This window comes from Huintestinicola sp., assembly GCF_050874005.1.
In the GTDB taxonomy this organism is placed as follows: Bacteria; Bacillota; Clostridia; order Oscillospirales; family Ruminococcaceae; genus Huintestinicola.
Map to the genome: position 1 here is coordinate 17,816 of NZ_JBNMJV010000004.1, position 12,145 is coordinate 29,960.

Genomic DNA, 12,145 nt, shown 5'->3' on the forward strand with positions numbered 1-12,145 from the left:
CGCAAAGCCGCAGACCTAAACCGCATAGGCGTATGCCCCATAATAGGCTACGGAAAACCGCAAAAAAGGAATGACGAGGTGAAATGCCTCGAACAAAACCAAATATAAGGCTCAAAACTTTAAGGCTCAAGCATAACTGTAAAAATGCGGGAAAGGGGAGGGGGTAGGGAAAGAGGTCGCAAGGGGAAAACCGTAGGGGAGGGGAAAATCCGCATTTTTGTTGGGTTTATTTCTTTCCCCTCCCCTTAGGTTGTCCCTTTGCTTACTCGCTAACAGGGTTAAGTAAAATAAACATAATAAATAAGCAAAATATACAGCCCGTCATATTCCAATTTATCGGGCTGACAAACGTTACCGAGCCGCCAAAATAAATTATATAACAAGCGGCTGCAAGCTCAGCCCGCTATGTAAAGCTGCCCGTTTCAAAAGCGGACAGCTTTTTTCATTTTTCCTTTGATTTACAGCACAGTCCCATAATAAGACCGAATATCATAGCCGCCGTAATGCCTGCGGAAGCGGCAGCCAGACCTCCCGTAAATACGCCGATAAAGCCCTTGGTGTCAACAGCCTCTCTCACGCCCTCCGCAAGGGCGTTGCCGAAGCCCGTCAGGGGAACTGCCGCTCCCGCCCCCGCAAACTCGATAAGGGGACGGTATATCTTAAATGCGCCAAGCACCACTCCCGCAACCACATAGGTAACGAGTATCCTTGCAGGAGTAAGCTTTGTGTAGTCGATGAGCAGCTGTCCCACAGCGCAGAGTGCACCGCCTATGATAAACGCCCATAAATATTCCATTTTGTTTTCCTCCTTGTTTGGTCAGTCTCGTGAAATATGCACAGCGTGGGATATTCCGGGAATGCTCTCCCCCTGCTGGGACATTGTGGGCGACATAAGCGCACCCGTGGCGCAGAAAAGGATATTCTTGTATTCACCCGACCTTACCTTGTCAAGAAAATATCCGCACAGCACCGCAGCGCTGCAGCCGCAGCCCGAGCCGCCTGCGTGAACGTCCTGCTTCTCATAGTCAAACATCATAGTTCCGCAGTCCTTGTATCTGGGCGCAATGTTCAGCCCGTCTCCCGCAAGAAGCTCGATAAGGAGCGTGCCGCCCACTCTGCCTAAGTCTCCCGTGATGATAAGGTCGAAATCCTCGGGCTTCATTCCCGTGTCGTTGAGATAGCTTTCGATAACATATGCCGCCGCAGGAGCCATTGCCGCACCCATATTGTTTGCGTCGCATACGCCCATATCAACTATCCTTCCGATGGTCACGCCCTTGATATGGGGTCCCTGCTTCTCGTGAGGAGTTACCACCGCCGCACCCGAAGCGGTGCAGGTCCATTGAGCCGTAGGAGTCCGCACGCCGCCGTAGGAAAGCGGAAATCTGAACTGTCTTTCAGCCGAGCAGAAGTGAGATGATGTGGCGGCAACCACATTTCCCCCAATGCCGCTGTCGGTCATAAGCGCCGCCAGAAGCAGGCTCTCCGCCATTGTTGAGCAGGCTCCGTAAACGCACAAAACGGGTATTTCCAGGTCTCTCAGCCCGTAGGAAGTGGTGGTGCATTGATTAAGAAGGTCACCCGCAAACATATAGTTTACGTCCTCCTTTGAAATATTTCCCTTTTCGAGAGCCTTCATCACCGTAAGTCTAAGAAGCTCGCTCTCCGCCTTTTCCCATGAGTCCTGCCCGAAATGAGTGTCCTGATAGATCTGATCGAAATGCCTGTGAAGAGGGCCGTCTCCCTCCTTCTTTCCCACAATCGCCGCATAGCTGTGGATAGTGGGCGGCATGTCCATTTTAAAAGTGTTACGTGAAATTCTCTGAGCCATATTAAAACCGCCTTTCCGAAGATAGACTCTGTTTGTAATATTTCACACGGGAACATAATTATTCAAAAAGGCTCATAAAATATATTTTGATAAGCAAATCAATGCTGCCGTGCAATATTTATAAATATTTAATCATTTTCATCTCAGGATATGGTAAAATAGAAGTATAATTTTTTTGAAATTGGAGCTGATTTGATGGATTTTGACAGTCTGCTTACCAAAATCGACGACGCCGTGTGGGGCGTCCCCCTCATCGTCCTTATCCTGTCCGCAGGTATCCTGCTTTCGATACGCACAGGATTTATCCAGATACGCCACCTGCCCAGGGCACTCAGGTATCTTTTTAAAGAGGAAGAGGACGAAGCTCACGGCGAAGTATCGGGCTTTGCGTCTCTCTGCACCGCCCTTTCCGCCACCATAGGAACGGGAAATATCGTAGGCGTTGCAACGGCGGTAGGTATTTTGGCAGGCGGTCCGGGAGCGCTTTTCTGGATGTGGATAGCCGCATTTTTCGGAATGGCAACAAAATTTGCCGAGGGCTTTCTTGCTGTCAAATACCGTACCATCGACGAGGAAGGACACGTTCTCGGCGGTCCCTTCTACTACATAGAAAACGGTATGGGCAAAAAATGGAAATGGCTCGCAAAGATATTTGCATTTTTCGGTGCCTGCGTTGGACTTATGGGTATCGGCACATTCTCTCAGGTTAACGGTATCTCCTCTGCGGTAACGGGATTTTTTGACCCCAACTGCGAAAACACCGTTACCATTCTGGGAAATACATATTCTATCGTCACCGTTATCTCGGGCATTATCATAGCCCTCTGCGCAGGACTTGTTATCATCGGCGGCATTAAGCGCATAAGCAGCGTTTCACAGGTGGTCGTGCCCTTTATGGCGATACTCTATATTCTCGCAGTCGTAACGCTCCTTATCTGCAATATCACAAAAATTCCTGCCGCTCTTGCCGAAATAATTCAAGGCGCTTTTGGAATAAAGCCCATTGCGGGGGGAATGCTCGCTTCAATGATGATATCTATGAGAAGCGGCGTTGCAAGAGGAATTTTCTCCAACGAGTCGGGTCTCGGCTCTGCGCCTATTGCGGCTGCGGCGGCTAAGACCAAAGAGCCTGTAAGACAGGGTCTTATCTCTATGACAGGCACATTTATCGACACCATCGTCATCTGCACAATGACGGGACTTTCCATAATAATGATGGGCTCCTGGGCAGACCCGAACCTTCAGGGCGTTCAGGTCACAACAGACGCATTCCGGAAGGGACTGCATTTTCTCCCCTCTCAGGCAGCTTCCTTTATTCTTATGATATGCCTTGTTTTCTTTGCATTCACCACTATCCTCGGTTGGAACTACTACGGCGAGCGCTGCCTTGAATATCTCAGCGGCAAAAACAAGGCGGCTGTTATGATATACCGTATCCTCTACATTGCGGCAGTTTTCATCGGTCCCTATATGACCGTTTCCGCAGTATGGACCATCGCAGACATATTCAACGGACTTATGGCGTTCCCGAATATTATCGCACTCTTTGCTTTAAACGGCGTGGTTGCACGGGACACCAAGGATTACTTTGCACGGCTTAAAAAGGGTGAGATAAGCGACTAAGCTTTTCGGCGGTACACATATTATTGTAAAAGCTGTCAAATCAGCACATACACCTCAAATCTGCGGCAGGGAGCCGAAAAGCTTCCTGCCTTTTTTATTTGCAAAAATGAAATTACAGAGCCTCGGAAATTCATTTTACTTCCGATTTTTACAATTATTATGTTTATTTTGAGACTATAATGAAATTGAACAAAGGAGTTCAGGTCAAAAATGACGTGAACTCCTTTTTATATTTTATATCCGAAAGGACGGTTGCCTTATGGCTTATCCAAAAGTTGAATTTCTGTATCTGAACGAAGAAGATATGATCGCAGCAGGTGTTAAGGATATGGCAGGCTGCATTGAAACTATGGAAGAAATGTTCAAGCTTATGAAGGTGGGCAACTACCGTATGGGCGGAGCAAACGGAAACTCTCACGGCTGTATGGTAATGTTCCCTCAGTCCTCACCCTTTCCCGAAATGCCGGTAGACGGCCCCGACAGACGTTTTATGGCAATGCCTGCATATCTGGGCGGCAAGTTTGATATGGCAGGAATGAAGTGGTACGGCTCAAACTGTGCGAACAAGGAAAAAGGTCTCCCCCGCTCCATTCTTATGCTCACCCTTAACGACAAGGACACGGGAGCGCCCCTTGCATATATGTCCGCAAATATCCTTTCCGCATACCGCACGGGAGCCGTTCCGGGAGTTGGTTACAAGCACCTTTCAAAGCAGGATTCAAAGGTGGTGGGCATTATCGGCCCCGGAGTTATGAGCAAGACCGCTCTTGCGGCAATTATGGCAGTCCGCCCCGGCATTGAGACCATAAAGGTAAAGGGCAGAGGCGCCGCTTCTCTTGAAAATTTCATCGCTCACGTTAAAAAGGAATACCCCGGCGTTGATGTTTACGCTGTTGATACTATTGAAGAAGCTGTAAGAGATTCGGACATCGTTTCCGCAAGCACCTCCACTCCCACGGGAGACCCCGAGCTTTATCCCTACATTGCCGAGGAATGGATAAAACCGGGAGCGCTTATCAGCTCCACGGCGGCTCTCAGATTTGACGATGATTTCATCATCAACCGTGCAAGAACGGTGACGGACAATATTATGCTCTACGAGGCGTGGGAGGAAGAAATGAAGCCCAATGCCTACAACACCGTTCCCATTCCTGCGGTGCGTGTTATGGACCTTATCGCCGAGGGAAAAATGTCCGAGGACAAGATAGACGACCTGGGAGATATCCTTATGGGCAAGATACCCCTTCACAGGGACGAAAACGAGATCATAGTGTATTCCATAGGCGGTATGCCTGTGGAAGATGTGGCGTGGGGCACGGTAGTTTACCGCAATGCTCTTGCCAAGGGCATAGGCACAAAGCTTACGCTCTGGGACAAGCCGCAGATGATCTGATGACAAACGGAGGAGATCGTTATGAGAATAGATGAGCATCCGATACTGGGTACATACGAAAAGGGCAGGACAGTATCCTTTACCTTTGACGGAAAAACGCTTGAAGGCTGCGAGGGCGAGCCTATTGCAATGGCTCTGAAAAATGCAGGGGTAATGGTACACAGATACACCAAAAAGCAGCATAAGCCCCGAGGAATTTTCTGCGCCATAGGGCGATGCACCGACTGCGTAATGGTAGTAAACGGTCAGCCCAATGTCCGCACCTGCATAACCCCCCTTGAAGAAGGAATGGACGTAAGAACGCAGTACGGAGTAACAGCAGAGCCGAAGGAGGAGCAGAAGATATGAAAAGATATGATATGGTCATAGTCGGCGCCGGCCCTGCAGGACTTTCGGCTGCCATAGAAGCGGCAAAGCGTGGAATGAAGGTGGCTGTTTTCGATGAAAACGCAAAGCCCGGCGGACAGCTTTTCAAGCAGATACATAAATTTTTCGGTTCCAAGGAGCATAAGGCAAAGATAAGAGGCTTTCATATCGGTGAGGAGCTTCTTGCGGAGGCAAGCGAGCTGGGCGTAGAGGTGGTCCTGAACGCTATCGTTATCGGCATTTTCCCCGAAAAAGAGGTAACGGTAAAAATAGGCGAGCACGTTGAGCATATAAAGGGCGATACCATTCTCATTGCAACGGGTGCAAGCGAAAATATGGTCACATTCCCAGGCTGGACGCTTCCCGGCGTTATCGGCGCAGGAGCGGCTCAGACAATGATGAACCTTCACGGAATACTTCCCGGAAAAAAAGTGCTTATGCTTGGCTCGGGAAATGTTGGTCTTGTGGTCAGCTTTCAGCTTATGCAGGCAGGCTGCGAGGTAGTGGCACTTGCAGACGCCGCTCCACGTGTGGGCGGATACGGCGTTCACGCCGCAAAGGTGGCACGCTGCGGCGTTCCCTTCTACCTTTCCCATACCATAGTTGCAGCCGAGGGCGATGAGTATGTTACAGGCGTTACCATCGGCGAGGTGGATAAAAACTGGCAGGTCATCAAGGGAACGGAAAAGCATTTTGATGTTGATACCATCTGTCTTGCTGTGGGACTTTCGCCTATGTCAAAGCTTTGCGATATGGCAGGCTGCGAAATGAAGGACGACCCCGCAAAGGCAGGCTTTGTTCCCGTAGTGGACGAGTACGGGGAGACCTCGGTAAAGGGCATATTTGCCGCAGGAGATGTTTCGGGAATTGAAGAAGCCTCCAGCGCAATGATAGAAGGACGTATCGCAGGAATTGCCGCTGCCGCCCGTCTGGGATATATCACAGAAGAAGAATGCAAGGCAGCCGTTTCCGAACAGGAAGCCGCCCTTGACGGACTCAGACAGGGAATGTTTGCCCCGGGAATGAGAGGAAAGGCTATCACCGAAACGGAAGAAGGCATTGCAATTTCACAGAACCTTCTGAAGCACGGATTTGTTTCCGATGACGAGATAGGACGTTTCCCGGGAGTGACCCACCAAACAGGTATCCACCCCGTTATCGAATGTACTCAGAATATCCCCTGCAACCCTTGTCAGGACGCTTGTCCAAAGCACTGCATAAAGATAGGCAGCAAAATCACCGCCCTCCCTGCGGCAGACCCCGAGGTAAAATGCACAGGCTGCGGAATGTGCGTAGCCTCCTGCTCGGGACAGGCAATATTCCTTGTAAACGAGGACTGCGGCGACGGTACGGCAGAGATAACATTGCCTTATGAGTTCCTGCCTCTGCCCAAGCAGGGCGATAAGGGCAAGGCGCTGAGCAGATCGGGCAAGCCCGTCTGTGATGCGGAAGTAGTGGGCGTCAGAAGCGCAAAGGCGTTTGACTGCACCAATCTTCTGACAATGAAGGTGCCGAAGGAATTTGCTATGCAGGCAAGATTTTTCCGTGAGAAAGGAATATGATTATGAACGACAGAAACAGAGATATAGGCGAGTTTATCCCTCAGCCCGATGACGATATGATAGTCTGCCGCTGTGAAGAGATCACCAAAGGCGAGATCAGAAAAGCTGTTCACGACGGAATGTTCACCCTTACCGAAATACGCCGTTATCTCAGGACGGGAATGGGACTTTGCCAGGGACAGACCTGCACAAAGCTTGTAAAGGCTATCGTTTCGAGGGAGCTGGGAGTAAAACCCTCCGAGCTTGAGCCTGCAACGGGCAGAGCACCTATGAGACCCATTGAGATGTATATTCTTGCACGGGATAAGGAGGAAACGAAATGAATGCGGACGTAATTATCATAGGCGGCGGTATCATAGGCTCTGCGGCGGCTTATAACCTTGCCGCAAAGGGCGTTTCCGTAATTGTCCTTGAGGGCAGCTCCAATATCGGAAACGGCGGCTCCACAAGAAACGGCGGCGGCGTTCGTCAGTCGGGACGTGACCCCAGAGAGCTTCCCCTTGTTATGTATGCTATAAAAAATATATGGCCTAATCTTTCGGAAATGCTTGATACCAATGTGGAATATCATCAGCAGGGAAATCTCCGTCTCGGCAGCACCGAGAAGCACAGGCAGATACTTGAAGGACTTACCGACAGAGCCGTTAAATGCGGTCTTGATGTGAGAATGATAAGCGGCGACGAGGCAAGAGAGATCAACCCCTATCTTTCCGACGCTGTCACCTGTGCAAGCTGGTGCCCCACAGACGGTCACGCAAATCCCCTTACGGCAACAATGGGATATTACAAGGCTGCACGCAGACTGGGTGCACACTTTATATCGGACGAAAAGGTAATCGAACTGAAAAAATACAAGGGCGCTGTAAGGCAAGTCATTACAGCTTCGGGCAATGTTTACGAGGGCGACAGAGTTATCCTCTGTGCAGGCTTTGAAAGCAGAGCAATAGCCAATACCGTGGGCATTGATATCCCGATGCAGCACGTGCTTCTGGAAACTCTTGTAACGGAAGCCGCCGCTCCGATGTTCTGGCAGATGCTTGGTACCGCCGACGCCGATTTCTACGGACATCAGACGGAACACGGTTCCTTCGTGTTCGGACTGAACTCGGGTCTTGAGCCTTATGCAAAGCCGGGAAAGCCCTTATCTTCAAGCATTGCCGCATCGGCAGCCTGCAGAGGCATAATGAACTACTTCCCGTCCCTTGCAAATATAAAGGTGGTAAGAAGCTGGGCAGGCTGGATGGACTCCTGCGCCGACCACGTTCCCGTTATCAGCAAAATTGACGAAGTACCCGGGCTTATAGCAGCCTGCGGATTTACGGGTCACGGCTTCGGAATAGCCCCTGCTGTGGGACTTGTTCTTTCACAGCTTGCCACCGACGAGGAAACTGCCGTTGATCTGTCGGCTCTCAGATATGACAGATTTTAAGGAAATTTTTTTGTATTTAAGAGAGGAGAATTTATTATGGAACTTGCAAGAGTAGAGATCATCACAGGCATTTCAAAGATCGAGCCGCTTAAAAAGGCGCTGAGCCGCTTCAACATAAGCGGAATGACCGTTTATCAGGTGCTTGGCTGCGGCGTTCAGCACGGCACTCAGGAGTTTGAGACCGATGAAAATAAGAAGGAGATAAGCCTCCTTCCCAAAGAAGTGGTAATGATGGTCGTTCCCAAAAACGAGCTTGACGAGCTGCTTGAATTTGTGAAAAAGGAGCTTTACACAGGTCATATCGGCGACGGAAAGATATTCGTTTCCGACGTGACAAACGTTATCCGTATCCGCACAGGCGAGGAGGGCGTTGAAGCTGTTATGGAGGGAGACAAGTAACTCCCGTAAAAAAGCAACCGTAATGGGGTGAAAATTTATGGAGAATAAAAAACTCGGCCTGCCCAGCGCCATAGCTACGGGCGTGGGACTTATCATAGCCACCAGCTGTCTGCTTTCCATAGGACAGGGAGCGGCGGCTATCGGAACTCCCTTTATCATTACAATGGTCATCGCCTGTCTTTTCAACATCCTTACAGCACTTTCCATATGCGAGCTGAATGCGCTTATGCCTAACCTTTCGGGCGGTATGGCGCAGTACACCCTTGCCTGTCTCGGACCCTTTGCTTCAATAGTTGTGAACGTGGGCGGATATCTTACCTGCCAGACCATAATGGGCAGCACAGAGGTCGCAATGTTCGGAAATACTATGAGCAGCGTGTTCTCGGACATTCCAATCTCGGGAACTGTGTATTCGATAATCCTGATACTTATCCTTATGTGCTTTAATCTTTTCGGCGTGGATATGTTTGCAAAGATACAGAATGTTGTTGCCTACGGTCTTATAGGCTCGCTTGCGATACTTGGCATACTTGGAACGCTGAAGCTCGGCACAGGCGAGGTAGTCGAGCAGCCTGCGGTGATATCTTCGGATATCGGAGATATTTTCTCCCTGCTGGGTCTTGCCTTCTTCCTCTTTATCGGAGCAGAATTTATCGTGCCCATTTCAACACAGGTAAAGAATGCTCGCAGAAACGTTCCTCTCGGAATGGTCATCAGTCTGCTTGCGATACTTGTAATGCAGATATTCGTGACTATCGGATTCAGCCACTATACCCCCTGGGAAGAGCTTGGATCGAGCACCGTTCCCCATATCCTCTACGGAAGCCTTCTCTACGGCAAATTCGGCACCGCCTGGATGACGATAATATCCCTTTTAGCTGTTATCAGTACGGTAAACACGGCTATGTTCTCCATTTCACAGATATGCTGCGGAATGGCAAAGATAAAGCTGCTGCCCTCCGTATTTATGCGTAAGAATAAATACGGCACGCCTTATGTTGGTCTGCTGATAGTTTCCGCCGCAATGATAATCATCAACGCAACGGGACTTTCCACCAGCGACCAGGTAACATTCCTGATACTTACAGGCTGTACCTTCTGGATATTCTCCTACATCATTCTGCATATCGACGTGCTGGTGCTGAGAAAAACAATGCCCAAGGCTCCCAGAACCTTCAAGGTGCCCTTAGGTCCGGTTATCCCCGTTATCGGCGTTATCGGAAACGCATTTATGATATGGAACATCGACCCCAGTATGGAGGTCAAGACAAAGATATACGCTATTTTCCTCATCACCTTTGCTATCCTGTCCGTATATGCGGTCATCTGGACAAAACTTGTGATAAAGCGCCCTCTTTTCAAGCCCTATCCCATTAAGGAAGTTATGGCTATGGAAAGCGACCTGTACCAGATAAACCACGATCCCGAAATGGCAAGAAAGCTTCATCTTTCCGCCGAACCCGAGATCGTCAGCGTGAGAGCCGATACCAACACAGGCACACGTCCCGAGGAATAAATTTTAAAAGACAGCTCTTTAGGGAAGTACCGATAAAGAAGTTTTAACGGTACAAAGCGGCAAACTTTGCTCATTTCGCTGTTTATCTAACGAAATGACAAAGGGGCCGCCCCTTTGCGGGCTGTCTTTTTTCATAATGAGTATAAAGAATAGTGATGAAATGCCTTATGTAATATGATATAATGCTTACGGTGATGATATATGGAAGAACTGTTGTATATTACTCCGAAGCAGCCGTTCTTTGTAACGGCATCAAGGTCTTATCTGAAATATGTTCTCAACAAATTCGGCATAGTCCATTTTTACCAATGCGTCACAGGTGAAGAACCTGTCTGCGTTATCCCCGACGGAAGTGCGGATATGCTTTTCTGCTGCGACCCCGCAGCCCCCTGCGCCGAGCTTTGCGGAACCGTTCTTTCTATGAATTATACTGTAATGAAGCCCTGCACCCTTTATTTCGGCGTACGATTTCTCCCGGGCTTTAATCCCGTTATCGGTCAGGTCGGGATCATGCAGGAGCTTGTGAACAATAAAATTGATCTGAGCGAACTTATCCACGACGAGCGTATGATGGAGGGAATTTTTACGAGCCGTGATTTCAAGGAGCAGATAAACTGTTTTATGCGGTCATATCTCAGCATTTACCGCCGTGTCTGTCCCCAGGAGTACGGCAATCTTCTTGTGCGCCACTCTGCGATCACGCTTTTTAGAATGTACGGAAATGTTTCGGTGGAGGAGATGGCTTCCGATACGGGCTATTCGGTAAGATACATAAACCAGTGCTTCAAGGACGAGATGGGTCTTAGCCCAAAACAGCTTGCACGGATAATCAGATTTCAGACTGCTGTCTCGGCGCTGAATGACCCACGGGAACGGTCTCTGACCGAAATAGCCGCAGACCTGGGATATTTCGACCAGGCGCATTTCGTCCACGATTTCAAATCATATACGGGGCTGACCCCTAAAAAATATCAGTCATTTCTGAAAGAAGAAGAATTCAGAGCAAGGCTCAATGTTATAAAATAATGCTGTAATACCTTTTGCCATTTGACCTTACCGCAATATGGTACCCTATTATTTTAAAAATTCAACGATCATTTCTTTTTCTTTTTCGGTAAGTTCATTCATATGTCCCCTGCCCTCAAGCATATATGTATCACATTGCTTCCATACCTTGCGAGCCCGGGGCAGGACCTTATGAGCAGGGAAAAGGCAGTCCTTTTCCGCCGCCATCACAAGTACGGGACTGCGGTATTTTTTCAGTTCCGACTCCTTTTCGTCCTGAGGCATAATTGATTTGATCTTAGCGTTGTCAATACTGCACCTTGCGGTGATAAGAATGTCCTCGGAAATGTTCTTTTCTTCGACCGCCATAGGCAGAAGGCATTTTCTGAACCATTTTTCCTTGTGGGTAATATAGTACATAATCATCGGGAACATCATATTTATGCTTTTTATTGACAAAGCGTTCTTTATAGCCGACGGAACCAGCAGCACGCTTCTCTCAACTGTTTCGGGCGCCGCACACATTGTTTTGACCAGCACTCCTGCGCCGAATGAACCGCCGAAGCAAGCCAATTTTTCATATCCCAGCTGTCTTATGACCTCGCCTGCCCATTTTCCGTAATCCTGATTATAGGGGGACAGAGATACTTCCGCACTCTTTCCCGGGTGACCAATGGTGTCCACCGCATAAATATGAAAATGAGGCAGAAGAAAATCACAGTATTTCAGATTATAAGCAGTAGTCGCATTGCCGCCGTGAAACACAAGCAGCGGCTTTTTGTCCATATCTCCGCACTCTATGAGATGGGTACTGCCGAAGCTTGTCTCAACATAAATATCCTTAAACGGTATCCCAAGTGCCTCAAGCTGCCTGTCGTACAGTTCGAGGACTGCTTTTTTTGCATTTTCATTTCTGTAAATCGAGCTCATATACGATCTCCCGTTATTTTTTCTCATTATACCACTCCCCGCCCCCTTTTGTCAACCAAACAAAAAAAATCGAGCTGCCCCGAAAAGCAGC

At 48.9% G+C, this 12,145-nt stretch carries 12 protein-coding genes; 9 read left to right on the top strand and 3 right to left on the bottom strand.

From position 1 onward, the window contains the following. Positions 1-442 precede the first annotated feature (442 nt). Both spoVAE and spoVAD read right to left on the bottom strand, forming a co-directional pair. Positions 443-796: a stage V sporulation protein AE gene (gene spoVAE / locus ACR0QN_RS02305; RefSeq protein ID WP_432649576.1), complete on the bottom strand. Its 354-nt coding sequence runs from the start codon at positions 794-796 to the stop codon at positions 443-445. A 21-nt stretch (positions 797-817) separates the two neighbouring features. Further along, on the bottom strand, positions 818-1,831 hold the full coding sequence (gene spoVAD, locus ACR0QN_RS02310) for a stage V sporulation protein AD (RefSeq protein ID WP_432649577.1): 1,014 nt from the start codon (positions 1,829-1,831) through the stop codon (positions 818-820). Between the two features lie 195 nt (positions 1,832-2,026). On the opposite strand from spoVAD, the gene ACR0QN_RS02315 reads away from it, so the two are divergent. The 9 genes from ACR0QN_RS02315 to ACR0QN_RS02355 all read left to right on the top strand — a co-directional run bounded on the left by ACR0QN_RS02315 (position 2,027) and on the right by ACR0QN_RS02355 (position 11,145). Then, on the top strand, positions 2,027-3,454 hold the full coding sequence (locus tag ACR0QN_RS02315; RefSeq protein ID WP_432649664.1) for an alanine/glycine:cation symporter family protein: 1,428 nt from the start codon (positions 2,027-2,029) through the stop codon (positions 3,452-3,454). Positions 3,455-3,713: 259 nt separating this feature from the next. Further along, a complete protein-coding gene (locus ACR0QN_RS02320; protein ID WP_432649578.1) occupies positions 3,714-4,847 on the top strand; it encodes a tyramine oxidase subunit B in 1,134 nt (377 codons plus the stop codon). Positions 4,848-4,868: 21 nt separating this feature from the next. Further along, entirely contained in the window at positions 4,869-5,195 is a 327-nt protein-coding gene (locus ACR0QN_RS02325; protein ID WP_432649579.1) for a (2Fe-2S)-binding protein, read from the top strand. After that, positions 5,192-6,775 carry an FAD-dependent oxidoreductase gene (locus ACR0QN_RS02330; RefSeq protein WP_432649580.1) on the top strand — a complete coding sequence of 528 codons (1,584 nt, stop codon included), beginning with the start codon at positions 5,192-5,194 and terminating at the stop codon, positions 6,773-6,775. The genes ACR0QN_RS02325 and ACR0QN_RS02330 overlap by 4 nt, the downstream gene beginning before the upstream one ends. A 2-nt stretch (positions 6,776-6,777) precedes the next feature. Further along, positions 6,778-7,098: a (2Fe-2S)-binding protein gene (locus tag ACR0QN_RS02335; RefSeq protein ID WP_432649581.1), complete on the top strand. Its 321-nt coding sequence runs from the start codon at positions 6,778-6,780 to the stop codon at positions 7,096-7,098. Continuing rightward, positions 7,095-8,204 carry an NAD(P)/FAD-dependent oxidoreductase gene (locus ACR0QN_RS02340; protein ID WP_432649582.1) on the top strand — a complete coding sequence of 370 codons (1,110 nt, stop codon included), beginning with the start codon at positions 7,095-7,097 and terminating at the stop codon, positions 8,202-8,204. The genes ACR0QN_RS02335 and ACR0QN_RS02340 overlap by 4 nt, the downstream gene beginning before the upstream one ends. A gap of 36 nt (positions 8,205-8,240) precedes the next feature. Next, positions 8,241-8,603, top strand: coding sequence for a P-II family nitrogen regulator (locus tag ACR0QN_RS02345; RefSeq protein WP_432649583.1), 363 nt, complete (start codon positions 8,241-8,243; stop codon positions 8,601-8,603). A gap of 37 nt (positions 8,604-8,640) precedes the next feature. Further along, the gene (locus tag ACR0QN_RS02350; protein WP_432649584.1) at positions 8,641-10,119 is read left to right on the top strand and encodes an APC family permease; all 1,479 of its coding nucleotides are present in this window, start codon (positions 8,641-8,643) and stop codon (positions 10,117-10,119) included. A 201-nt stretch (positions 10,120-10,320) separates the two neighbouring features. After that, entirely contained in the window at positions 10,321-11,145 is an 825-nt protein-coding gene (locus ACR0QN_RS02355; RefSeq protein WP_432649585.1) for a helix-turn-helix domain-containing protein, read from the top strand. Positions 11,146-11,193: 48 nt separating this feature from the next. Here ACR0QN_RS02355 and ACR0QN_RS02360 read toward each other — a convergent pair whose 3' ends face one another. After that, the gene (locus ACR0QN_RS02360; RefSeq protein WP_432649586.1) at positions 11,194-12,054 is read right to left on the bottom strand and encodes an alpha/beta fold hydrolase; all 861 of its coding nucleotides are present in this window, start codon (positions 12,052-12,054) and stop codon (positions 11,194-11,196) included. Positions 12,055-12,145: the final 91 nt, after the last annotated feature.